This is a genomic window from Bacillus sp. FSL K6-1000 (assembly GCF_038630785.1).
Classification (GTDB): domain Bacteria; phylum Bacillota; class Bacilli; order Bacillales; family Bacillaceae; genus Bacillus; species Bacillus safensis.
Window position 1 is genome coordinate 2635507 of sequence record NZ_CP152042.1, and the last position, 25184, is coordinate 2660690.

General features: G+C 40.7%; 24 protein-coding genes. 10 read left to right on the forward strand and 14 right to left on the reverse strand.

All coding sequences use genetic code 11. From position 1 onward, the window contains the following. Positions 1 to 102: 102 nt before the first annotated feature. From argH to sppA, 10 genes are all read right to left on the reverse strand, one after another. Positions 103 to 1476 (reverse strand): argininosuccinate lyase, encoded by a 1374-nt coding sequence (gene argH / locus MHI46_RS13670; RefSeq protein WP_024424805.1) that lies wholly within the window; start codon positions 1474 to 1476, stop codon positions 103 to 105. Continuing rightward, on the reverse strand, positions 1473 to 2684 hold the full coding sequence (locus tag MHI46_RS13675) for an argininosuccinate synthase (RefSeq protein WP_048239076.1): 1212 nt from the start codon (positions 2682 to 2684) through the stop codon (positions 1473 to 1475). Before MHI46_RS13675 ends, argH begins: the two co-directional genes overlap by 4 nt. Positions 2685 to 2857: 173 nt before the next feature. Beyond that, complete coding sequence (locus tag MHI46_RS13680) at positions 2858 to 3373, reverse strand: MogA/MoaB family molybdenum cofactor biosynthesis protein (RefSeq protein WP_039180591.1); 516 nt, start codon at positions 3371 to 3373, stop codon at positions 2858 to 2860. Between the two features lie 284 nt (positions 3374 to 3657). Further along, on the reverse strand, positions 3658 to 4842 hold the full coding sequence (locus MHI46_RS13685; protein ID WP_039180594.1) for an acetate kinase: 1185 nt from the start codon (positions 4840 to 4842) through the stop codon (positions 3658 to 3660). Between the two features lie 229 nt (positions 4843 to 5071). Then, a complete protein-coding gene (locus tag MHI46_RS13690) occupies positions 5072 to 6046 on the reverse strand; it encodes a class I SAM-dependent methyltransferase (RefSeq protein WP_144464224.1) in 975 nt (324 codons plus the stop codon). 88 nt (positions 6047 to 6134) lie between these two features. Further along, positions 6135 to 6635: a thiol peroxidase gene (gene tpx / locus MHI46_RS13695; RefSeq protein ID WP_144464226.1), complete on the reverse strand. Its 501-nt coding sequence runs from the start codon at positions 6633 to 6635 to the stop codon at positions 6135 to 6137. 112 nt (positions 6636 to 6747) lie between these two features. Next, positions 6748 to 7200 (reverse strand): GerW family sporulation protein, encoded by a 453-nt coding sequence (gene ytfJ, locus MHI46_RS13700; RefSeq protein ID WP_024424811.1) that lies wholly within the window; start codon positions 7198 to 7200, stop codon positions 6748 to 6750. A 14-nt stretch (positions 7201 to 7214) separates the two neighbouring features. Continuing rightward, a complete protein-coding gene (locus MHI46_RS13705; RefSeq protein WP_144464228.1) occupies positions 7215 to 7922 on the reverse strand; it encodes a DUF2953 domain-containing protein in 708 nt (235 codons plus the stop codon). Positions 7923 to 8021: 99 nt separating this feature from the next. Beyond that, entirely contained in the window at positions 8022 to 8546 is a 525-nt protein-coding gene (locus MHI46_RS13710) for an RDD family protein (RefSeq protein ID WP_041086612.1), read from the reverse strand. Positions 8547 to 8560: 14 nt separating this feature from the next. Next, a complete protein-coding gene (gene sppA, locus MHI46_RS13715; RefSeq protein WP_059374781.1) occupies positions 8561 to 9562 on the reverse strand; it encodes a signal peptide peptidase SppA in 1002 nt (333 codons plus the stop codon). A gap of 446 nt (positions 9563 to 10008) precedes the next feature. Between sppA and MHI46_RS13720 the strand changes: the two genes are divergently transcribed. The 8 genes from MHI46_RS13720 (at position 10009) to MHI46_RS13755 (ending at position 18383) form a co-directional block, all read left to right on the forward strand. Continuing rightward, positions 10009 to 10812 carry an NAD kinase gene (locus MHI46_RS13720; RefSeq protein WP_024424814.1) on the forward strand — a complete coding sequence of 268 codons (804 nt, stop codon included), beginning with the start codon at positions 10009 to 10011 and terminating at the stop codon, positions 10810 to 10812. Positions 10813 to 10930: 118 nt separating this feature from the next. Next, complete coding sequence (locus MHI46_RS13725) at positions 10931 to 12373, forward strand: DEAD/DEAH box helicase (RefSeq protein ID WP_341084228.1); 1443 nt, start codon at positions 10931 to 10933, stop codon at positions 12371 to 12373. Between the two features lie 189 nt (positions 12374 to 12562). Beyond that, complete coding sequence (locus tag MHI46_RS13730) at positions 12563 to 13618, forward strand: fatty acid desaturase (protein ID WP_064497828.1); 1056 nt, start codon at positions 12563 to 12565, stop codon at positions 13616 to 13618. 110 nt (positions 13619 to 13728) lie between these two features. Then, complete coding sequence (locus tag MHI46_RS13735) at positions 13729 to 14865, forward strand: sensor histidine kinase (RefSeq protein WP_342502898.1); 1137 nt, start codon at positions 13729 to 13731, stop codon at positions 14863 to 14865. After that, positions 14862 to 15461 (forward strand): response regulator transcription factor, encoded by a 600-nt coding sequence (locus MHI46_RS13740; RefSeq protein ID WP_058838277.1) that lies wholly within the window; start codon positions 14862 to 14864, stop codon positions 15459 to 15461. Before MHI46_RS13735 ends, MHI46_RS13740 begins: the two co-directional genes overlap by 4 nt. A gap of 198 nt (positions 15462 to 15659) precedes the next feature. Next, positions 15660 to 16580, forward strand: coding sequence for an iron-hydroxamate ABC transporter substrate-binding protein (locus MHI46_RS13745; RefSeq protein ID WP_039180614.1), 921 nt, complete (start codon positions 15660 to 15662; stop codon positions 16578 to 16580). Positions 16581 to 16689: 109 nt separating this feature from the next. Next, entirely contained in the window at positions 16690 to 17379 is a 690-nt protein-coding gene (locus MHI46_RS13750; RefSeq protein WP_047203767.1) for a response regulator transcription factor, read from the forward strand. Continuing rightward, positions 17379 to 18383, forward strand: coding sequence for a sensor histidine kinase (locus MHI46_RS13755; RefSeq protein ID WP_268502735.1), 1005 nt, complete (start codon positions 17379 to 17381; stop codon positions 18381 to 18383). The genes MHI46_RS13750 and MHI46_RS13755 overlap by 1 nt, the downstream gene beginning before the upstream one ends. A 61-nt stretch (positions 18384 to 18444) precedes the next feature. On the opposite strand, the gene MHI46_RS13760 is transcribed toward MHI46_RS13755, so the two are convergent. Beyond that, complete coding sequence (locus MHI46_RS13760) at positions 18445 to 19698, reverse strand: FtsW/RodA/SpoVE family cell cycle protein (protein WP_260774626.1); 1254 nt, start codon at positions 19696 to 19698, stop codon at positions 18445 to 18447. Continuing rightward, positions 19689 to 20033, reverse strand: coding sequence for a PadR family transcriptional regulator (locus MHI46_RS13765; RefSeq protein ID WP_047203764.1), 345 nt, complete (start codon positions 20031 to 20033; stop codon positions 19689 to 19691). The genes MHI46_RS13760 and MHI46_RS13765 overlap by 10 nt, the downstream gene beginning before the upstream one ends. 327 nt (positions 20034 to 20360) lie before the next feature. Between MHI46_RS13765 and MHI46_RS13770 the strand changes: the two genes are divergently transcribed. Continuing rightward, positions 20361 to 21122: an ABC transporter ATP-binding protein gene (locus tag MHI46_RS13770; protein ID WP_024426158.1), complete on the forward strand. Its 762-nt coding sequence runs from the start codon at positions 20361 to 20363 to the stop codon at positions 21120 to 21122. After that, positions 21112 to 23049: an ABC transporter permease gene (locus MHI46_RS13775; protein ID WP_064497823.1), complete on the forward strand. Its 1938-nt coding sequence runs from the start codon at positions 21112 to 21114 to the stop codon at positions 23047 to 23049. Before MHI46_RS13770 ends, MHI46_RS13775 begins: the two co-directional genes overlap by 11 nt. Before the next feature lie 38 nt (positions 23050 to 23087). On the opposite strand, the gene MHI46_RS13780 is transcribed toward MHI46_RS13775, so the two are convergent. Beyond that, complete coding sequence (locus MHI46_RS13780) at positions 23088 to 24440, reverse strand: amidohydrolase family protein (RefSeq protein ID WP_260774627.1); 1353 nt, start codon at positions 24438 to 24440, stop codon at positions 23088 to 23090. A gap of 104 nt (positions 24441 to 24544) precedes the next feature. Beyond that, on the reverse strand, positions 24545 to 25132 hold the full coding sequence (locus MHI46_RS13785; RefSeq protein WP_058838272.1) for an NAD(P)H-dependent oxidoreductase: 588 nt from the start codon (positions 25130 to 25132) through the stop codon (positions 24545 to 24547). Between the last annotated feature and the right edge of the window lie 52 nt (positions 25133 to 25184).

Sequence of the window (25184 nt, forward strand, 5' to 3'; positions counted from 1 at the left end):
TCTGCTTGACGCTAGTATGCTTTCATTTTCTCCAATGGTCATCAATCTCCTTTTTTCCATGACAAAAAAACCATCCGTATCATACGAATGGTTTTTTGCGTGTTATGCCAGACAGGCTTTTGCTTTTTCTAAAGCGAGCTGGATTTGTTTGAATCCAGTTCCGCCTGCACTTGTTCTTTTTTCAACCGCAACATACGGATCAAGAACAGTGTAAATGTCTTGTTCAAAAAGCTCACTTGCTTCTGTAAAAGTTTCAAAAGGAAGATCACTTAAGTAGATGCCTTTTTGAATACATGTATACACAAGCTTGCCAACGATTTCGTGTGCTTCACGGAATGGCATGCCTTTTTTCGCAAGGTAGTCTGCCACTTCTGTCGCATTTGAGAAATCTTCTTTTGTTGCCTTTTTCATGACATCTTCGTTCACTGTCATGGTTTGAATCATACCTGTGAAGATTTGCAGGCTGCCAGCGATGGTTTTCACTGTATCAAACATGCCTTCTTTATCTTCTTGCAGATCTTTGTTATACGTAAGCGGCAAGCCTTTCATAATCGTGAGAAGCCCCATTAGGTTGCCATACACACGGCCTGTTTTTCCGCGGATTAATTCAGCCATATCCGGGTTTTTCTTCTGCGGCATCATGCTGCTGCCTGTTGCATACGTATCATCGAGTTCAATGAATTTGAATTCTTGTGAGCACCATAAAATGATTTCCTCACAAAAACGTGAGAGGTGCATCATCACAAGACTGCTATTAGACAAAAACTCTAAAATGAAGTCCCGATCACTCACACCATCAAGGCTGTTTTCGTAAATGTGGTCAAAGCCAAGCTGCTCTGCAGTATATTCACGATCAATCGGGAATGTCGTTCCTGCTAACGCTCCGCATCCAAGTGGAGACACGTTAATTCGCTTCAATGAATCTTGAAAGCGCGCTTTGTCACGCTCAAGCATCCAAAAATAGGCGAGCATATGATGGGCAAACGAAATAGGCTGCGCACGCTGCAGGTGCGTATATCCTGGGAAAATCGTTTCAACGTGCTGTTCTGCCTTCTCTACAAGCACCGTTTGAAAGGAAGAGATCAATTCAATGATATGCTCGACTTGGTTATTCAAATATAAGTGCATATCAGTTGCGACCTGATCATTCCGGCTTCTCGCTGTGTGCAATTTGCCGCCAAGCGGACCAATCTCATCAATGAGCATTTTTTCAAGGTTTAAATGAATGTCCTCATAATCTACTGAGAATTCCAGTTCATCCGCCTCTGCCTTTTTCATGAGCGTATTTAGTCCGTCTTTGATGGCAGCGGCCTCCTCATCACCGAGGATACCGCATTTATTCAGCATACTTGCATGAGCAAGGGAGCCGGTCAGATCTTCTTTCACTAATTGTTTGTCGAAATGAATGGACGCGCCAAACTCATCGACCCATTTTTCTGGTGTTTTTTGAAATCGGCCTCCCCAAAGCTTTTTCATGCTTTAACCTGCTCCTTTTTATTCACGATGCTGTTTACTTTTGTCGGTAAGCCCCAAAGGTTAATAAATCCTACAGCTGCATCATGATCAAATTCATCTGCTTTTGTATAAGTTGCGAGATTTTCATCATAAAGTGAATATGGTGATTTACGTCCTTCTACAATGGCATGGCCTTTAAATAGTTTCACACGTACAACACCTGTTACGTTTTGCTGTGTTTCTTGTAAGAATGCATCTAGTGCTTCTTTAAGCGGTGAGAACCATAAGCCGTTGTATATTAATTCAGCCATTTTTTGTTCCACGATTGGTTTAAAGTGTGCGACTTCTTTAACAAGTGTTAAGTCTTCAAGCTCTTTATGTGCTTTAAGAAGTGTGACTGCACCTGGGCACTCGTACACTTCACGAGATTTGATCCCAACAAGTCGGTTTTCAACGTGATCGATTCTGCCAACACCATGCTGACCAGCGACTTCATTTAAATGAAGGATAAGATCAGATAATGAATACTGGATTCCGTCAATCGCTGTCGGTTTTCCTTTTTCAAACGTGATTTCAATGATTTCAGGTGTGTCAGGCGTTTTTTCAAGTGGATTTGTCAGATCATATGCACCCTCTGGCGGCGCAGCCCAAGGATCTTCTAAAATGCCACATTCGTTACTTCTGCCCCAAAGGTTTTGGTCGATTGAATATGGGCTGTCTAAGTTAATCGGAATTGGAATACCGTGTTTTTGTGCATATTCGATTTCCTCATCACGAGACCATTTCCATTCACGCACTGGCGCAAGAACTTCTAGATCTGGATTCAATGCTTTAATGGATACTTCAAAACGAACTTGGTCGTTCCCTTTTCCAGTACATCCATGAGCAACTGCTACTGCATTTTCTTTTTCTGCTACTTCCACTAATTTTTTTGCAATAAGCGGACGGGATAGTGCAGATACTAGTGGATATTTTCCTTCATACATTGTGTGTGCTTGTAATGCAGTGAGTGCAAACTCTTCAGCAAATTCTTCTTTTGCGTCAATCATGTATGATTGAACCGCTCCGACTTGAAGCGCTTTTTGTTGAACGAATGCCAAGTCTTTTCCTTCACCTACATCAAGGCAGCAAGCAACAACTTCGTATCCTTGCTCTTGTAACCATTTAACTGCAACAGAGGTATCAAGACCTCCGGAATATGCTAATACAACTTTTTTATTTTGTGACATGATTGAAAAGCTCCTCTCGCTTGTTTTGATTCTGTGAATGTTTTTTGCATAAAAATAAGTTTTAATTTATAAACATGCATTTAGTATGTATACACTGTAACAAGGAAAAATTGTTTTTTCAACCCCTTTATGAAAAAAACTCTGCCAAATTTTCTTGGCAGAGTCATTTTGGGCTATTTTTGATCTTTTTCAAGCTCTCGTAAGACGTGAGGTAGCTCTGGAATCACGAGTTTTGTCATGGCTAAACGAACGGCTCCGGTAGATCCCGGCGTGGCAAAGACAGCCTTTTGATTGACGACCCCTGCCGCTGCCCGGGACAAGATAGCAGCTGAACCTATGTCTTCTGTATAGCTGAGCATGCGGAAGATTTCACCAAAGCCAGGCAGCTCCTTGGAAAAAAGAGGGGTAATCGCTTCAATGGTCACATCCCTTGCAGCAATTCCTGTTCCGCCATTTAACAAGACGGCATCTATTTTCGGTTCGCTTGTTCCTTCCAGCACAGCGTCTTGAATCGATCCAATATCATCTTTTACAATATCGTATGCAAGAACAAGATGTCCCTGTTCTTTGAGCAAATCAATCATCAGGCGCCCGCTTTTATCTGTTTCCTTCGTTCTTGTATCACTGACCGTAATGACCTTCACATAAAGCCTTTCTTTCGCCTCTCGTTTATGTTCTGTCACGCTCATTTTCCGCAACGCTCCCTTTTACTTCATATTGGACAACATTATAGCATGCAGCTTTTAACAGAAAAAAGCTCTTTTCCTTATTGGAAAAGAGCTCAGATTGTTGACAAAGGGCTAAAATGATTTTGATTTTAGCCCTTTGTCTTCTTTTCAGCGTGATAGAAAACCTTTGCAGTCTAGGAAGGACGAGCACCGGAGCGGAGCGAATTTGACATTCGTGAGCACCGAAGCGCAGACCTGACAACGAATGCGAGGATTTGTCTACACGCTGAGCTTTTCAAACTTGATTACGCTAAACGCATAACGTCTCTTGCAATCATTACTTCTTCGTTTGTTGGGATGACGATCACTTTTACAGGAGAGTGCGGGTAGCTGATGAATGCTTCTTCGCCTCTCATGTTGTTTAGGGAAGGATCCCAGTAAACGCCCATGAATTCTAGACCACGAAGTACACGTGCTCTTACTTCTGAACTGTTTTCACCGATTCCAGCTGTGAAGATGATCGCATCTACGCCATTCATTCTTGCTGCATAAGAGCCGATGTATTTATGAATACGGCTCGCAAAAATATCAAGAGCAACTTCTGCACGGTCGTTTCCTTCTTCTGTTGCTTCTTCAATATCACGAAGGTCACTTGACAGACCAGACACACCTAAAAGACCACTCTTCTTATTCAAAGTAGAAAGCACTTCTTCAGCAGTATGTCCTGTTTTTTCCATAATGAATGGAATAAGAGCAGGGTCAATGTTACCTGAACGTGTACCCATTGCAACACCAGCAAGTGGTGTAAAGCCCATAGATGTATCGATTGATTTTCCGCCTTCAACTGCTGCGATACTCGCACCATTTCCAAGGTGGCAAGAAATCAAACGAAGCTCTTCTAGTGGACGGCCTAATAGCTCTGCTGCACGCTCTGTAACGAACTTGTGGCTTGTCCCGTGGAATCCGTATTTACGAATACCAAAGTTTTTGTAGTAGTCGTACGGAAGGCTGTATAGATAAGACTGCTCTGGCATAGTTTGGTGGAACGCTGTATCGAACACAGCAATCGCTGGTACGTCAGGCAGAATTTGTTTGAATGCTTTGATTCCTACAACGTTTGCAGGGTTGTGAAGTGGTGCAAGCTCTGAAAGCTGATCAATGTCGTTAATCACTTCATCAGTTAAAAGTACAGAATCGCTGAATTTCTCTCCGCCGTGAACAACACGGTGTCCTACGCCATCAATTTCATTAAAGTCTTTGATGATGTGAAATTCAGTTAGTTTTTCAAGCAGCATTTTGACCGCTACTGCGTGATCTGGAATATCTGTCACTTCTGTTTTCTTTTCTCCATCTACAGAAATCGTGAAGATACTGTTGTCCATTCCGATTCTTTCAACAAGACCTTTTGTTAAAACGGTTTCTTCTGGCATGTCGAACAATTGGAATTTAAGAGATGAGCTTCCTGCGTTGATTGCAATAATTTTGGACATTACTGTCGCTCCTTTTACTCAGTTGTTATATAAGGTTTCACGTTTTTTCCGGTGCTATATTCAACCTGTTTGACGGGTCTTTTATAGTTTAACGATAAGTCCGAAAAATATCTGACTTTTTCATTTAAACATTGAAAACTTTGCATTTCAAGTGCACCTTCAAACTGTTATCGCTTACATCAATAAGTCATTATTTTCTGAATAGTAAAATAGCCAGAATTAACTCTGGCTATTTTTTCGTTTCTTTTTCTTCTATAAACCACTGGTCTAGTTTTCTCATCACACCGACCATTGCTTCCTTTTGTGAGAAAGATGGAAGATTGGCAAACAGCATTCGTTTTGGTGCTTCCAGCCCTTCTTTTTTCTTTTGCATCACAAATAAGCTTTTGGCGTGTTTTTTATCCTTAAACATGGACACTGGCAGCTGAATTAACGCATTCATATACGCATGATCTTTGATGAAATCCTTTAATTGTACGCTCTCTTTTCCTTCAAACAAGTCGTTTGGAATGATGAAGAATAAGAAGCCGCCTTCTTTTGTGTAGCGGAGGCTTTGTTCAATGAATAAATAATGGGCAAAGGCATGTCCTTCTTTTGCCTGCAATTCAAAGTCTGCTGCACGCTCATCATTTGGATAATAGCCGACTGGCAGGCTGCATACAGTGACATCTGCCGGTGAGATTAGAAGCGGTTCAAGACTGTCCTGGTGGAAAAGCTCGACTTCCTTCTCCTCTAAATTCGCCTGGGCCCAAGCAATTTTAATGAGCACATCATCAATTTCAGACGCAAAGCCGCGCTTTGTTTCTGCAGTGAGATTGTTTAAAACCGCAAGAAGTAAGTTTCCTGTTCCAGCTGCTGGATCAAAGACAGCAAGCTCTTTTTGACCTTCTAAAAATTTATTCACCAAATAGCTGACAAACAGTCCAATCGTATCTGGCGTCATCTGGCGATTTGGATGAGAAATATCCTTTTGACCTTTCAATACGGCGAGCTGAAACGCTTTACGAATCTGCTCATGATCATAAGAAGCAAAATCTGCTTTCTCTATTAAATCCTTTAATAAACCGTTTCGATCATTTGCTTGGAAAAAGGCTTCTCCTGCTTCTGCCAATGCCTCAATATAGGAAATGCTCTGTTCCTTTTTCAATCGAATAGAAGCTGTATCGAGCAGTTCAAAAATAGTACTTACTTGATCTTTCTGCAATGCTTTTCTCTCCTCGCTTTGTTAAAAGCTATATGTTCTCATTGAAAAGAGCCCCAGGTTGAAGCCGGAGCTCTTGTCGATGCTGCTTTTATAACAGTGATTTTGCAACTTCAATGGCTTTTTCATAATTTGGGTGATTCGTTGCTTCACTTACGTATTCAGTGTAAACCACTTTTCCGTTAGGGTCTAATACGAAGACTGCGCGCGCCAATAAACGCAATTCTTTCATATACACTCCGAATGCTTCACCAAATGACATATCTCTGTGATCAGATAATGTTTCGACATTTTCAATTCCGTTTGCTCCGCACCAGCGTGCTTGTGCAAATGGAAGGTCTGCACTAATCGTATAAATATTGACCGGACCTAAACCCGCTGCCTCTTCATTGAAACGTCTTGTTTGTGCGTCACACACACCTGTATCAATAGAAGGAATCACTGAGATGATCGTCACTTTTCCTGCTAAATCAGAAAGTGAAACTTCTCCAAGTGAGTTCGTTAAAACCGTAAAATCAGGAGCCTGCTCGCCTACTTTTACTTCATTTCCTACAAGCGTGACAGGACTTCCTTTAAATGTGATCGATGCCAAAACAATTCCTCCCTTTTCAAATGTATGGTTCTATCATAGTAGAGAAAGCAAAAAACTGCAAAGCCTAATCGTCCATTTTGAAAAAAAAGTTAACTGCAGCGCAGCTAACTTTTTAAAGGTCTATGTCATCTAGTTTTCGTTCTTTATGACGGTGCTCCCGCTCATCCTTCTTAAACATGTGCTGAAGACGTTCAATTGCTTGAGGAGCAGAATCCAATATTTTATCGAGCAGATGTGTGTGTTCATCCAAATGAAGCATTCGAACTCCGTTTGTTCCTACAATTAAGAAGGCAATTGGTGTAATCGACACCCCGCCGCCGCTTCCGCCGCCAAATGGGAGTCTCGGTTCTTTTCGTTCTTGATCATCAGAACGCTTTTCCTTCTTTTGGTTCCCGTTAAATTCACTGCCGCCGGCTGCAAATCCAAAACCAACTTTTGACACAGTGAGAATGACACTGCCGTCAGGGGTTTCGACTGGATCGCCGATGATTGTATTCACATCTATCATTTCTTTTAAGTTTTCCATCGCTGTCTTCATGAGACCTTGGATTGGATGATCTGCCATTTTCGGGTTCCTCCTTAAACAGATGATTCATTCTTCGTTGCTTGAAGAGAGGCACTTTTTCTCGCCTTTCTCCCTTTTAACCAATGGACAAGTAAACGAATGGCTGCAAGCATAGCATGTCCAATACGAAAAAAAGCTATACATGTAAACTGAGTCTGTGATACGTTGTGCTGAAAGGCCGGAATGACTTCATATACTGGTTTATGCTTAAAGGTGAGATGCTCCTGCATAAAGGCAAGCAGCGCTCCTTTAACTGACCACACACCGCCGGCTGCTACACCTGTTAAAGCGGCGTCATGAAAGCCGATCCATGTCGACCAGTGAAATGAGACAACCCTTATGTGAATGAAGAACTTGCGCATGATCCGGTTTAAATCGACAATCTCTTTTGTGATGCGTTCCATTTGATGAAGAATTTGCTTCATATCACGTTTTCCTACTTTTTTATGCATCGATTCTTTTTCGTGATCAGGGGTTTTGGCGCTCTCCATTTTCTTTTCACGAATATCAATCGTTTGGTCTTCTGGATTGACCCTCACCATCGGAATCTCTTTTTTGAGTCTGACCAATCCATATAAGGTGATGACCTTCAGTGCAATATGGTCATTGTCGTTTGTATGCGAATAGTCCAGCGAAATGGTTACTTTCATGAAAATCAATAAGATCACAAGAAACAACAACGCGGCGATCCAAACGTAAAGCACTGTGCTCACTTCCTCCATAACAAATGATGCTTCCCCTACGATTATGGCTCTCATTCTGGATTTTATACCCAATCAACAAAAAAAGAGTTTGACCGGTACGCGGCCAAACTCCTCTGATTATACGTTTGATTCTGTTTTTTCATATAAATGTTCATGGACAACCACCGTATCAGCAAAGTAATCATGAACCCCTTGCTTTTTCGGCGAGAACCCAACGATAGCATAGAGAACAAAGATCGTATTAATGTAACGCCCCACAATCTCTCTAAAGAAAATAACATCCCATGCCAGCTTCTTCTCAGGCTGAAGTGAGACCACTTTAATCCCAAACACCATCTTGCCAAGTGTTTGCTGAAAGATTTTCGTCATGATGGCGAAATAAAGGAGAAATACAATTGTCGTTGTGACGGAAAATGGAGAAAACCATCCCCCTCCTTTGGACCAGCCAAACAGACTAAAGATTGGAGAAACCGTCAAATGGTTGACACCCCAGACGACGAGCCAATCAAGAATAAACGCCCAAAATCTAATCCAAAAACCTGCAAACGCCTGTGCTTCAATTGAAGCGCGCTTCACAAAGGCCGGCTTCGATTCTTCCTCTTGGCTGCGGCTTTCGCTTACTTCATCGAATGTAGAATCCATCTATGATCCCTCCTTTATTTTGAATAGAGATACATCGGTTTAGACCCATTTGAGCCAGCCAGTGTTTCTTTTAAATTCAGAAAATCGATTTCGCTTTTAAAGAGCTTGCTTGCACTCATGTTAAAGAGTGAGTTCCAGCCAAAGCTTTGAGAATAGCTGACCACTGTTGCTCCTTTTAAGCCTTTTTCATTTTTCTTCATCGCTTTTAATGCATCTTCATAATACCCAAGCTCATCGACTAATCCGTTCGATTTTGCCTGTGTCCCGTCATATACTCGGCCGTCAGCAATTTTCTTGACTTCCTTTTTTGACATGCCTCGTCCTTCAGAGATCACTTTGACAAATCCTTCGTAAGAGTTATCGACCATGCTTTGCATGATATTACGCTCATCTTTTGTCATATCACGGTTAGGAGACATGATGTCTTTGAACTTCCCGCTCTTAATTGTTTCATATTTAATCCCCAAATTATCTGCCAGCTTTGAATAATTCAAGCTCTGCATAATAACACCTAGTGATCCTGTTAATGTTTCAGGTGAAGCAAAGATTTTCTTCGCTGGAGTTGACACGTAGTAGCCGCCAGAAGCTGCCATTGAGCCCATAGATACGTAAATCGGCTTCTTCGCTTTTTTCACTTCTTCTAATTTTTTATGTATTTCAGCACTTTCATAGACACCGCCACCAGGAGAGTTAACGCGCAGCAGTACGCCTTTTACCGAAGCATCCTCTTTCGCTTTATCTAGTTCCTTGAGGAATGCACGATGATCATACCCTTCTCCGCCTAGTAGGCTCGATGCGCCGCCATTATCTTGAATGGTTCCATTAATCTCAAGAACAGCAATCTTGCCTGCACCGCTGCCATTCTCTAGTACCTTCTCTTCTATTTCATCCCCGAATTGATAGCTCATTTTATTGTCATTGAAGCTATCGAACAAGGCCATCGTGACACTAATCACAATTGAAAATCCGAAAACACCAAGTGCAATAATTAGCGCTACCCATCTTTTCGCATTCATCTTTTTCTCCTCCTTTTTGTCTCACTTCATTCATACGAATGCCCACATGAAATGTTTCACAGGAATTGTGGTTTTTTTACATTTCATGTAGGCATATGATAGCACCTCTCTTAAATAACGATCAACTTTACATCGTCTACGTAGATAAGCGCATGACGAAAAATTGGCTTTTTTATCCTCTCCCTGAACCTAATAGGCTAGATCTTCACCGCAACGAAACACCTAAACCATTCTTCCATGAGAAAACGGCTATTCAATTATGCTCAGGATTCAGCCATTTCGAATCACTCACATCGACTCATTTCTCATCATGCAAATATGATCATCAGATGGTTCTTTCTAATGTTTTTACTTTCATATGAAAAAAGTGTAAAATGTGAGCAAGGGTTTTCATGTAAGCCCTTTATTATTGGAAATTATTTTTGACAGCAAAGGGGAGAACGTCAATGACAGACAATCGACGCAATGTATTTTTCTTTTACAAAAAAGATCATGAATTGGATGGACACATTTCTTCTCTCGAGAAGCTCGCTACCGATCAAGGCTTTCACGTCGTCAAGCGTGCAGAGGATGCCCATATTATTGCTTCAATTGGCGGGGATGGCACATTTCTTCAAGCAGTCCGCAAAACGAACTTCCGGGATGACTGCTTGTATGTAGGGGTATCAAAATCAGAGAATACGCATCTATACTGTGATTTCTCGTTAGAGCATTTTGATAAAATGATTGATGCCATGAACACTGAACAGCTTGAAGTGAGAAAATATCCGATTATCGATGTAAGCGTTGACAGTACAAATCAGTTCCATTGCTTAAATGAACTGTCGATCCGCTCCAGCATTATTAAAACATTTGTGATCGATGTGTATATAGATGATTTCCATTTTGAAACTTTTAGAGGCGACGGCATGATTATTTCCACTCCGACTGGTTCAACGGCTTACAATAAATCCGTGAGCGGCGCCGTGGTTGATCCGATGCTTCCATGTATGCAAGTCACAGAGCTTGCATCTCTGAATAACAACTCGTACCGTACATTAGGCGCTCCTTTCATTTTAAGCAGTGACCGTAAGCTGACGCTGAAGGTGGTGCAGGATGGAAACGATCATCCAATTATCGGGCTTGATAACGAAGCGCTCGGTACAAAACACGTCAAACAAATTGACATTGGACTTTCAGGAAAAGTGATTAAAACGGTGAAATTAAAAGACAACTCTTACTGGGAAAAAGTAAAACGAAGATTCCTTTAATCTTTCAGATTATTGAGGGTTTAAAGCTCCTTTATGGGGCTTTTTTTTATGTCTTTTCATTCACGGTCATGGTTATGGTATGATGTCACAAGTATGATTGTACGAAAAGGAGAACACGATGACATTACAACATTTTGATCAATATCCATTAAGTGATGAATTGAAACAAGCGCTAGAAGCGCTTCACTTCCATACACCTACACCCGTTCAGCACGAGACATTATCTGTTGCTTTTTCAAAGCAGGATTTAATCGTCAAATCTCAGACTGGCAGTGGCAAGACTGCAGCATATGGTCTGCCGATTTGTGAAATGGTTGATTGGGCTGAAAATAAGCCTCAAGCCCTTATCCTCGTTCCGACACGAGAACTCGCCATGCAGGTCAAACAAGACCTCACAAGCCTTGGACGATTCAAACGAATCAAAGCCGCAGCCATTTTTGGAAAAGCCTCTTTTCAAGCGCAGAAAGTAGAGCTTTCACAGAAAAACCATATTGTGTGCGGGACACCAGGCCGCATTTTGGATCACCTTGAGAAAGGCACCCTTTCTTTAGAAAATCTCAAATTTTTCGTGTTAGATGAAGCGGATGAAATGCTGAACATGGGATTCATCGATCAGGTTTCTTCTATTATTCAGTATCTGCCGCCAAAGCGCATGTCGATGCTATTTTCAGCGACAATGTCTGAAGATATGAAGAAATTGAGCGAACAATTTTTACAATCACCGAAAATCATTGAGATCGCACGTGAAGAAACGTCTGTACAGCAAATCACCCATACCGTAATTGAAACAGAAGAGGAATCGAAATTCTCCCTTCTTCAGCGGACGATCGTCATTGAAAATCCAGATAGCTGCATTATTTTCTGTAATACACAGGACCGGGTGAATGAACTCACGATGAAGCTGGATGAATGGGATGTGCCTTGTGACAAAATTCATGGCGGCATGAGACAGGAAGACCGCTTTGATGTGATGGATGAATTTAAAAAAGGTGAATTCCGTTATCTGATCGCAACAGATATAGCAGCCCGGGGAATTGATGTCAGTGATATGACACATGTCATTCATTATGATCTTCCTTATGAAAAAGAGCGCTATATTCACCGAACTGGTAGAACAGGCAGAGCGGGAAAAAGCGGAAAAACGATTGCGTTTATGACAAAGAATGCTAAGCCGCTTATTGATGAATTAAAGCAGGATGCCGGCATAGATTTTCAAACTCAGCCTTATCCAACGAAGGAAGAAGCAGAAAAGCATGTAGAAAGATTTGAAGAGAAAATTGAAACGCCTATTCAAAAGGAAAATAAACAGGCAGGCGTTGAGAAGGATATTATGAAGCTTTATTTTAACGGTGGAAAGAAAAAGAAGCTGCGAGCTGTTGATTTTGTTGGGACTATTGCCAAAATAGAAGGCGTTGCATTCGATGACATTGGGATTATTACGATTCAAGACACGAAAACATATGTAGATATTTTAAACGGCAAAGGCCCTCTTGTGCTGAATGCCATGCGTCACACAACCATTAAAGGCAAGCAGTTAAAAGTACATGAAGCACGTTCATAAAAAGTAAAGGCCCAGCGCCTTTATTTTTTTATTGATGATGTAATAAGCGCACAAACGTTGATCCCATCAGCCTTTTTGATGACAAACATGACAAATGTCATATTGAATACATGATGGGTGCTACTATGAGCATGACACCTTCCCTTCTATACTTTGAAGTAGAAAGAAACGGAAAGGACTTGAACGTTCATGACGACTTCAACAAACACAAAGCAGCAAGCCACTTTAAGAAAACAAGTGGGTCAATTCTCTGGTGCTGATTCGAAAAAAAGTATCATTCAACTCTTTAATACATTCATTCCATTTTTAGGGCTTTGGTTTCTTGCTTATTATAGCCTGAATATCTCCTACCTTTTAACCCTCTTCTTTGCGGTTATTGCAGCTGGATTTTTAGTACGTGTCTTTATTATTTTTCACGACTGCTGCCATCAATCCTTTTTTAAACAGAAGCCGCTAAATCACCTGTTCGGTTTTTTAACGGGCGTACTCACCCTTTTCCCTTATCTTCAATGGCAACGAGATCATTCAATTCACCATGCCACAAGCAGTAATTTAGACAAACGAGGTACTGGCGACATTTGGCTCCTAACAGTCAAAGAATATCAAGAAGCATCAGCATGGACGAAATTTCGCTACAGATTTTATCGTAACCCGTTTGTGATGTTTATTTTAGGACCGATCTTTGTCTTTCTCTTAAAAAACCGTTTCAACGTCAAAAATGCTCGTAAAAAAGAGCGTTGGAACACGTATTTCACAAACGTGAGCATCATTGCGTTAGCAGCCGCAACATGTCTTCTTTTTGGCTGGCAGGAATTCCTGCTTGTTCAAGGTCCGATCTTCCTAATCTCAGGATCTATCGGTGTATGGTTGTTTTATGTACAGCATACGTTTGAGGACTCTTACTTTGAAGCAGATGAACATTGGAACTATGTGCAGGCAGCTGTAGAAGGCAGTTCTTTTTACAAATTGCCAAAACTACTTCAGTGGTTAACAGGCAATATCGGTTATCACCATGTCCATCATTTAAGTCCGAGGGTACCGAATTATCACTTGGAGCATGCACATGATCATAGTGAGCCGCTTCAAAATGTTCCAACCATCACTTTAAAAACAAGTATCGAGTCAATGAAATTTAGACTTTGGGATGAAGAAACGAAAGCATTCGTTACCTTTAAAGAAGCACGGCAATCTAAGAAGATACCCGCACCTGTCATTAAAGGAGACATTCTAAAGAAAAATGCATAATTGGTTCAAGCTCTTTCTTACACTAGAAGGAGCTTGTTATCATTTACAGGATGCAGCCGCATGTTGAATTTGATAAAGTAAGGAAAAAGAATGAAAAAGGTGGCACACGGATGAAAAAACAGTTTAAAATTCAAAAATTGCATGGGATTTCCCCTTATATATGGGCCATTTTTTTCATCCTGCCCTTCTATTTTATCTTTAAGACACCTTCGACTTTAGGCATTGTGATCGGCATTATTTTGAACGTCGTCTTTTTCGCTGTGTATCGTTTTGCGTTTGTCGCAAAAGGCTGGTCTTTATATGTCTTCGGTCTTTTATTGATCGGTATTTCAACTGGTTATGTGATGCTCTACAGCTATATTTATTTCGCTTTTTGCATCGCCTATTTTAACGGACATATCAAACGAAAAGTCCCCTTTTATATCTTGTACTATATCCATCTGGCGAGCGCCGCCGTGGCAGTGAACTTTAGTTTGATCTTAAAAAAAGGCTGGTTTCTCACACAAATTCCTTTTGTCGTCATCACACTGATTAGTGCCATCCTTCTTCCCCTAAGCATTCGAAGCAGGAAGGAACGTGAACGGCTTGAGGAGAAATTAGAATATGCCAATGAACGGATTGCTGATCTTGTGAAACTTGAAGAAAGGCAGCGCATTGCACGCGACCTGCATGACACCCTTGGACAAAAGCTTTCTTTGATCGGTTTAAAAAGTGATCTTGCCCGTAAACTCGTGTATAAAGACCCTGAACAGGCTCGGGCCGAACTCAAAAGCGTCCAGCAGACTGCCAGAACGTCTCTCAATGAGGTGCGAAAGATTGTTTCCTCTATGAAAGGCATCCGAATTAAAGATGAAATGTCGAACATCGAGCAAATTCTCGAAGCAGCCGGAATTGAATTGGTCTATGATGAAAAGGAAGCACCGAAACATATCTCACTTCTGAACGAAAACATTGTGAGTATGTGCATCAAAGAGGCGGTGACGAATGTCGTCAAACATAGTGGCGCGACGGTTTGTAAAATCACCATTCACCAAAAATCAAAGGAAGCGATCATCACCGTTGAGGATGACGGAACATTTAAAGGCGACTATCCGCCCACTCAATCGAAGGGTCACGGCCTTTTAGGAATAAGAGAAAGATTGGAATTTGCAAATGGCCGCCTGCGTATTGAGACAAAGGATGGGACAAAGCTCATTATGATCATTCCAAATGATTCAGCTGCAAAAGAAAAGGAGGGGATGAAATGATCAACATCTTTATCGCAGAAGATCAGCAAATGCTGCTTGGTGCACTCGGTTCACTTCTCGATTTAGAAGACGATATGACGGTTGTTGGAAAGGGTACGAATGGTCAAGATGCCATCGATTTTGCCAAAAAACACGCTGTTGATATTTGCTTAATGGATATTGAAATGCCGGGAAAATCTGGACTTGATGCAGCGGAAGAGCTCAAAGGATCAGATGTGAAAATCATCATTTTGACGACCTTTGCCCGCTCTGGTTATTTCCAAAGAGCGTTAAAAGCTGGCGTCAGCGGCTATATGCTGAAAGACAGCCCCAGCGAGGAACTCGCAAGTGCGATTCGCAGTGTGATGAAAGGGAAAAAGGTGTATGCCCCTGAATTGATGGAAGACTTATATAGTGATGAAAATCCTTTAACGGAGCGAGAGAAATCGGTCCTTGAACTCGTCGCAGACGGTAAAAACACAAAAGAAATTGCAAAAGAACTGAGCATTAAAAGCGGCACTGTCCGGAACTATATTTCCATTATTTTAGATAAGCTAGAAGTGAAGAACCGCATCGAGGCCATTACCCGCTCAAAAGAAAAAGGCTGGTTTAAATAAGAAAAAAGATCAGGACACACGCTGCCTTGATCTTTTTTTGATAAAAAATCTCTTCTTTATTTTTTATCACCAGCTATCAAAATGTCATTGACAACAGCCCACAGTCCTATGATATGATATCCGAGTGATAATAATTATCATTATCACTAATTCAACCAAATATACGGCTATGTGCCGATTTCAAAGGAGTCTACATTCATGAAGAAAATATTGTTCCCTCTGATGCTCATCTTTGTACTTGCATTGAGCGCATGTGGCAATAGCAGCAGCTCTTCCTCAAATAAAGGAAATCAATCAACATCATCAGACAAAATTACATATCAATCTGAAAATGGCCCTGTGAAGCTGCCAGCGCATCCAAAACGTGTTGTTGTTCTAGGTTCTTACGCAGGTAGTGTCATGTCACTTGGTGTGAACATCGTTGGCGTTGACTCTTGGTCAAAAAAGAATCCGCGCTTCCAAAAAGAATTAAAAAATGTGGAAGAAGTATCGGATGCTAATGTAGAGAAAATTATGAAGCTAAAACCTGATGTCATCATTGGCTTAAGCAATACTAAAAATGTAGAAAAACTCAAAAAAATCGCACCAACCGTTTTGTTTACGTATAACAAAGTCGATTACCTTCAGCAGCACATTGAAATTGGAAAAGTATTAAACAAAGAAAAAGAAGCCAAAGCTTGGGTAAAAGATTTCAAAAAACGTGCAGATGAAGCTGGAAAAGAAATCAAAGCAAAAATCGGTAAAGATGCAACAGTTTCTGTCTTTGAAAGTGGCACAAAAGAGCTCTACGTCTTTGGAGATGCATGGGGCCGCGGAACAGAAATCCTCTACCAGGAAATGAAACTGAAAATGCCTGAGAAAGTGAAAGAAAAAGCATTAAAAGCCGGCTACTATGCAGTTTCACAGGAGGTCATTCCTGAATTTGCTGGAGATTATATGATCATTAGTAAAAACAGCGAAATGGACAATTCCTATCAAAACAGTAAAATTTACAAGTCCATCCCAGCTGTCAAAAAACATCGTGTGTATGAGGCCAATGCAGAAGAATTCTATTTTAATGACCCGATCACACTTGAATACCAACTCTCATTCTTTAAAAAGCACTTTTTAGGTAAATAAGCTGAAGCAAGGGATCTCTTCCCTTGCTTTTTTCTTGTCTGCTTCTAGCGGCATGGTCCTTTTTCCGCTACAATGACAACAAGCGAATACAAAAAGTGTGGTGCTGATTTTGTTTAAGATTTTACTAATTGAAGATGATACAACCCTCTTCCAAGAAATCAAAGAACGTCTAGTCAACTGGTCCTATGATGTTTATGGGATTCAAGATTTTCATCAGGTGCTGCAGGAATTCACATCTGTCCAGCCTGATCTCGTCATTATTGATATACAGCTGCCAAAATACGATGGCTTTCACTGGTGCCGGATGATTCGGCATCATTCAAATGTTCCAATCATCTTCCTCTCCTCAAGAGACCACCCTGCTGATATGGTCATGTCGATGCAGCTCGGCGCCGATGATTTTGTGCAAAAGCCCTTCCACTTTGACGTGCTCATTGCCAAAATTAATGCTGTTCTTCGCCGCGTGCATGATTATAATGCAGAGCCGGCCAGCCTAAAGGTGTGGTGCGGCGCTGCCATTGACCTAGAAAAAAACACCGTTACAAATGATCACGGTGAGGTTGAATTAACAAAAAATGAGTTATTTATTCTCAAGGAATTGATTCAGCATAAAAATCATATCGTCAGCCGGGAATCACTCATTCAAGCATTGTGGGAGGATGAACGGTTTGTCAGTGACAATACACTGACTGTAAACGTCAACCGGCTCAGAAAAAAACTAGACGAGATATCCCTTGGCGCCTTCATTGAGACAAAAGTGGGTCAAGGCTATCTTGCAAAAGAAAAGGATGATCAATGATGCTGCAAGCATTTTTAAAAGAACGAAGAAGCTGGATTCTTTTCTTTCTTAGTTTGCAGCTCCTCATTCTATTTGTTGCTTATTTGGATACGACCATTCCCATCGCTTCTCTTTTCTATATTGTGATATTGTCTATATTTCTCATGATTGTCTTTCTCTTTTTTCGATACCGAAAAGAAACGGCTTATTATGAGAGGTTGAAAGAATGGGATGATGACATTGAACATCAAATGCGGCTAACCCCCTCTTCCCCATTTGAGCAGCTCATACATGATGCAACGTCAGAGCAAATTGCACGCTACCGGCGAATGGCAGCAGAGCAGAAAGTCGCTCTCGAAGAAGAAAAAGATGAATTGCTCTCTTGGATACATGAGGTCAAAACCCCCCTTACAGCGATGCGCTTAATGATTGACCGCTTAACAGATCAGCAGCTGAAATCCAATATGACATACGAGTGGCTCAGAATACATTTATTACTTGATGCCCAGCTGCACCAAAGCAGAGTACGTCATATCGAAAATGATTTATTCATTGAAAAGCTGGACCTGCAAAGCATCATCGCAAAGGAAATCAAAGCGCTCCAATCATGGTGCATGCAAAAAGGAATCGGCTTTGAGCTGGCGCTGGAGGAACGGACCGTATTAAGTGATATAAAATGGTTATCCTTTATGATCAGACAGGTACTCACAAATGCAGTCAAATACAGCCATTCATCTGATATTGTCATTGAAAGCAAGCAAATAAATGACCAAGTCATTCTGACGATCACAGATCAAGGCAGAGGAATTGATTCAAGAGATATCTCTCGTATTTTTGAAAAAGGGTTTACCTCGACAAGACATCACAATGACACCGCCTCAACAGGAATGGGGCTCTATTTAACGAAAAAAGGAGCAGACGCTCTTCATATCACGATCGAGGTCAGCTCCACGATAGATCAAGGGACAACCTTCACCTTCACCTTTCCGAAAAAGAATGATTTTGTTCATATTGCGAGCATGTAAAAAGCAATCGCAATCTCTTCGCGGCTGTCAAAACTTGCGCGAAGAGATTGAGGTGGCTTACTTAGGAAATACTTCCCGCTTCTTTGCGAAAAACATTTCCCATCTGTCTCCGTCTATAAATACTTAAGATCAGCCCAACAGCCATCATTTCTAGGAGAATATGTGAACCTCCATAGCTCATGAAAGGTATAGACACTCCAGGTAATGGCAGCAAGCCAAAGTTTGTGAAAATGCTTAACAGATATTTTGCTGCAAACACAGCCGCTAAACCTGTCATGACCATTTTGCCATAAGCCATTTTCACTCGTTTTGCTGTACGAAATACTCTGTGAATAAAGATGACAAACAACAGGAGCGCAATGAGCCCTGCCAACCAGCCAAATGAATAAATGATATATGTAAACATCCAATCCGTGTGAACCTCAGACATAGCATAAGGTGTGATCTGAAGCCCGTTTGAGCTGAATTCATGAACTTTGAAAAAGGAACGGTGTCTATCTGCTTGAAAAAGAGAAAACACTTCAAACATTAGATATAACACGCCTGTTGCCGTCAGCAGAATGATTTGCTTATAACTTGCGCTAGACACATACATCACGGTTAAGCACATGACCAGACAGATAACGGTCGCAGGAAGAAAACCAATCGTACTGATTAAAATAATCGGTAAAGCCATCATCCCTACTCCAAGCCAAGTTTTGTACGCATTTTCCCAATTCCAATTGTGAAAGATCCCTGCTAAAGAAATAGCTAGAAGAAAAGGCATAATCTCAGTCAAATTTATTGATACATCACGTATTCTTAAAAAAAGAATACCGTTCACTCTTGACCCGAACATCATCGAAAAAATCAGCATTCCGAGTGTCCCAATGTATAAATACCAAGAGTATTTCAATAAGCGCCGATAATCGAAGGAAAACAAACCAAACATAAGCGCTAAACCTACCAGATAAAAGGCAAGGCTTTTATAAAAAATGTTCATGTTTTGAAGATTTGTAAAATCTGAATGAAACTGTAAAAAGTACATCACAAGCAGCCCGCAAGAACAAGCGGCTAGCACTAGAAGAATCATCTTAAAATCGATTTGGACTTTATGTGTTTCGTGAAGCTGCGTTCCGAGAATTTCCGCATCACCAATTTGGTCCAACGCTTGCTCTACCGCCTCTTCTTCAGACATCCCAGCATTCATTGCTTCCTCTTTTAGCGTGTATAGATGATCCATCAGCTCAAGCTTTATATTCGAATGAACATCTTTATTTTTAATTCGTTTACATACACTTTTGACATACTTCTCGAACTTTTTATCTAATCCCATGCGATTTTCTCTCCGTTCAAAACGCCATCAACTGCTTGTTTGAATACGTTCCATTCTTCTTTCTTTTCCTGTATCAATGCTTTCCCTTGTTCATTTATTTTGTAATACTTTCTTTTCCGGTTGCCATTCCCTTCGCCCCAATAAGAGATAATGAACTCTTTCCCCTCCAAATTGTGCAAAATAGGATAGATTGTTCCTTCTTTAAAGCTGAAAATCCCTTCCGATTTCGTCTCTAATTCTTTAATCATTTCATATCCATACATCGGTCTTTCATTTAATAAGCTTAAAATAAGGGTAGCTGTACTTCCCTTTAGAAGCTCTTTACTCACTTTCATTCTTAGTTACCTCCAATACATAGATTTACTATGCATTTATTTAATATGCATATCATACATGAATAAAATGGCCATGTAAAGCTTCAAAACAGCATCCTGACATGAAAAATCTGAGAAGATTGATACATAAGAGTGAAAAACAGATAAAATAAATGGGGAAAGAAAACTCACCCTAATAAGAAACTGGTTTACATACAATTTGTTTAAAAAACAAGCATGTGACAACAATGTCACATGCTCGTCTGTTTTGTTCGCCAAATCGAAGGACGTCTGGCAGGCTTCTTTTTATACTAGAGTTATCAATTAAAAGAAAAAGGGGTTCAGCAAATGAACATTTTAGAAGCTCGCAAAATTTATAAAAGCTATGGAAATAAATTCAACAAACAAGAGGTGCTGAGTGGTATTGATTTAACCATTGAAGCCGGGGAATTTGTCAGTATCATGGGGCCATCAGGCTCGGGGAAAACAACCCTTCTGAACGTATTGTCGTCTATCGATCATGTGTCCAGCGGATCCATTCGTATTGCAGATGCTGAGATGACGCAAATGAAGGATCAGCAGCTTGCGGAATTTAGAAAAAAGCAGCTTGGCTTTGTTTTTCAAGATTATAATTTACTTGATACACTCACAGTCAAAGAAAACATCCTTTTGCCTTTATCCATCTCCAAAACGCCAAAAAAAGAAGCTTTTGAACGTTTTCAACAGCTTGCAGAAGACATGGGGATTTATGAACTAAGAGACAAATACCCGAACGAACTCTCTGGCGGACAAAAGCAGCGGACATCGGCGGTTCGTGCCTTCATTCATGAACCAAGTCTTATTTTCGCTGATGAACCTACAGGGGCACTTGATTCCAAATCGGCATCTGACCTGCTCAACAAACTGCAAGATTTCAATCGCAAACGAAAAGCGACCATTGTGATGGTGACACATGATCCTGTCGCAGCCAGCTATTCAAGCCGCGTCATTTTTATCAAGGATGGACAGATTTATACACAGTTGAATAAAGGCGCTTTAGAAAGAAAAATGTTTTTCGAGGATATTATGAAAACGCAAGGTGTCTTAGGCGGTGTGAAGCATGAACATTAATCAGCTCATCTTTCGTAACCTGAAGAAAAATTTGAAGAATTACTATTTATATGTGTTTGCTCTCGTGTTTAGTGTGGCGCTCTATTTTTCCTTTGTCACCTTGCAATACTCACCAGCACTTGATGATGTAAAAGGCTCCATTAAAGGCGGTGCTTCGATTAAAGCCGCTTCGGTTCTGCTTATAGCCATCGTCGGTATTTTCCTGCTATATGCGAATAGCATTTTTATTAAGCGCAGAGGAAAAGAAATAGGTCTCCTGCAGCTCATTGGTATGACGAAACAAAAAATTTCCAGACTGCTCAATGCAGAGAACTTTATTCTATACGTGACAGCCATGACTATCGGCATCATTGCAGGCTTTATCGGTTCAAAGCTGATGCTGATGGTGTTATTTAAAGTGACTGGTGTTAATGCCATCGCCAATCTGCATTTTTCAGGCATGGCCCTTCTGCAAACACTCATTGTCTTTTTTATTATCTATGGATTGATTATGCTGAGAAATAGACGTTTTATTAATAAACAAACGATTTTATCTTTGTTTAGAACAACGTCTTCGACAGAACAGCGTGTGAAAAAGATCTCTGTGTTTGAAATCATCATTGGAGTGTTCGGTATTGTCTTGATCAGCTCAGGCTATTATATTTCTTCTAAGCTTTTTACCGGCTCATATACGTCCATGTTTGAGTTACTTTTAGCCATGATTTATATTCTAGCCTCTGTTATCATCGGTACCTTTCTTTTTTACAAAGGCTCTGTTTCTTTCATTGCCAATATTGTACGTAAAAGAAAAAATGGCTATCTCGCCATTCATGAAGTATTATCTCTGTCATCCATTATGTTCCGGCTAAAATCAAATGCACTGCTTTTAACGATTATTACAACCGTATCTGCACTTGCCATCGGTTTGCTGGCTCTTAGCTACATTTCCTATTACTCAGCAGAAAAAACCGCTGAGCAGATGATTCCAGCTCATTTCGCCATGGGCTCAGAAAAAGAAGCAGCAACCTTCACTCGTGCACTTTCTGACAAACATATTGCTTATGATCAAAAGCAGTTCAAAGTGATTCAAGCGAAATTTGATGCGAAAAAAATAGTGGATTCAGAGGTGAAAAATATGAAGAATGATCCAGGCGTATTGACACTGCCTGTGATCAGTGAGAAAAATGCACCAAATTTTCATGTGGAGAACAACGAAGTTATTTTAAGCGGCTACAGTGATCTATTAAAGAAAATCATGCCGATTCAAAGCTCAGGCGATGTGAAGCTTCTCATTAAGAAACCGCTTGATTTGAAAGTCATAGATATGAAGAAAGATTATCTCATTTCTTACAACTTCACTTTTGGCGGTCTACCTGTTGCCGTCGTGAGTCAAGATGTTTTTGAGCAGCTCGATCAACAAAAAGATCCAAAGCTACAGCTTGAAAATAGCCAATATATCTCAGTCAATATAAAAGATGATAAAAATCTTGAACAAGCAAATAGCGTGTTTACATCTTTAAAACTAAGTGACAATAGCATGTCTCAATTAGCTTCAGCTCAGCAGCAAAAACAAACAATAGGACTGATGATGTTTGTGGTCGGGTTTTTAGGCCTTAGCTTCCTTGTCACATCTGGCTGTATTTTATACTTTAAACAAATGAATGAAAGTGAAGAGGAACAAAGCTCCTATACGATCTTGCGTAAGCTTGGTTTTACTGAGAAAGATCTATTAAAAGGCATCCGGCTTAAACAGCTGTTTAACTTTGGGATTCCGCTCATCGTCGGATTGCTGCACAGCTACTTTGCTGTACAATCAGGCTGGTTTTTATTCGGCGGAGAATTGTGGACTCCAATGCTCATCGTTATGTCGATTTACACTGTCCTCTATTCTATCTTCGGATTCCTATCTGTCCAATATTATAAAAAGGTCATTAAGGATTCCTTGTAATCAATTCCCCATAGGCAACGCCTATGGGGTTATTTTATTTATGAAGGTGTTGATTCAAACTTGTGTGATAAAATATGGTCTCTTGCCGCATAAGCTTTTCGTTTGACCTCTTCTAGGTTCACACCGACTAGCTTTCCGTTTTGTTTCACTGCTTTTCCAGCAACATAAACAGAATCAACATTTGAAGGATGTGCCGTTTGGACAACCGCTCCAGCCGGATCTGTCATCGGAAGAAGATTCATGCTTGTCCGATCGATCAAAATAAAATCCGCTTCTTTCCCAGGTGTAAGCGACCCAATTTTATGATCAAGCTGTAATGCACGAGCGCCATTGATCGTCGTAGCCTCAAGCATTTGATGAGCTGACAGCCCAAGTTCAGGTCCCGGCATGATCCCATCCATTAACAACGATTGATTTTGGATCGCGCGCTCTGCCTGAAGCCCGAATTTCATTTGAGCAAACAAATCTCCTCCTGTCGCTGTCACTACGTCTACACCGAGCGTTGGAAGAACGCCTTGTTCAATCGCAAGTCCTGTAACAGGATAACCGTGACCCATCATCATTTCAATTTCAGGGGTAATGGATATGGAGCTTCCGCTGTCTGCCAGCATCTTCATTTGATCCGCATCTATTGCGTTAATATGCACCATGTTCAAATCCGGTCCGAGCAGCCCTGCTTTGTAAAGCCGCTCAATCGATCGATCCTCCGCTCCCCAATTTCCAAAGCCGATGTGCATACTACATAGAGCATCTAGAGACCGAGCTGTTTCAATTTCAAATACCGACGTCTCCCATGAAGAAAACTCTGGACCACGAATCGCAAGTCCCATTGTTAAAAGCTGATCTGATGATTGAAAATGCGCTTTTTTCACACGTGCTGCGTCCTCCATATTGGTGAGCGTACTCTCTCTATCCCAATATTCAGCATCTCCAGAGGAACCAAAAGCAAAAACAGCTCGTATACCCGCATCTTTTAATCCTCCAATGAGCTCTTCTGTATGCTCCATTGAATTGATCATCGTCCAATCTAAAAACGTGGTCACACCTGCATCTAAAGCCTCTAATGCTCCTAAATAATTGGCGATACGATCGTCGGACGGGCGTCTCATCGCTCCATAATTGCCATAATAGATTTTGCTTAAATAAGTCTGCAAAGACCAATCTGTTCCTATACCCCGGATGACAGACTGCCACACATGCCGATGTGTATCTACAAGACCAGGCATAATGACCATATTAGATGCATCAACAATGTCTGCATCACTTACTTCAATTGAAGGTCCAACTTCTAAAATGTGTTTCCCTTCAATTAATAAATCTCCCTTTTCAAGAAAACCTAAAGATGGATCAAGTGTTAAGAGTGCTGCATCTTTAAACAATGTTTTCTTCATCCATATCCCCCTTTTCAAATGACGAGGATTAAGTGACCCCGCCTAAATGTCATTTTAAAACAGAACAGGATCAAATTAGAAGAAAAGTGACTTATCAAAATATTTTAAGAGCTGATGTTTCTGAAATAGTTGTATGTGCGCTTTAATTTGATGTCATGCTTCCCTTTTGGACTTTCCATCATCCCAAACTCAAAGAACTTCACAGGTTTGATTCCGACATATTGCAAGAGAGCTCGTTTCATTAACATCTTGTGCGCATTTTGTAAAAAGAACAAAGGGTAGTTGGTTGGTCCTTGCATTGTCGATACACAAACGGCACTTTTCCCTTTTAATAATCCTTCTGGCAGCAGACCGCCTGTTTGACGATAAGCGAAATTCGCAGCAAACATGCGGTCAATAAAGCCAAGCAGCATAGCTGGCGGCCGCCCCCACCAAATGGGATAAACGAACACGATTTTATCCGCCCACATGATCTTATCCTGATACTCGCGAATGTCAGGATCTTTATGCATATCACGTCTCTTTTTCTCTTCATTAAAAACAAGTACAGGATCAAATTTTTCTTGATATAAATCGATTATTTTCACTTCTTGAACGATTGGATTTTCTTCGCTGCCTCTAACAATTTCTTTAAAAAAAGCACCATTTAAACTATTGTGATGAGGGTGAGTATAAATAATGAGTACATTCATATTTTTCTCCTTTAGTTATCATTTGATAACAAAATGATACACACCTCTCGAT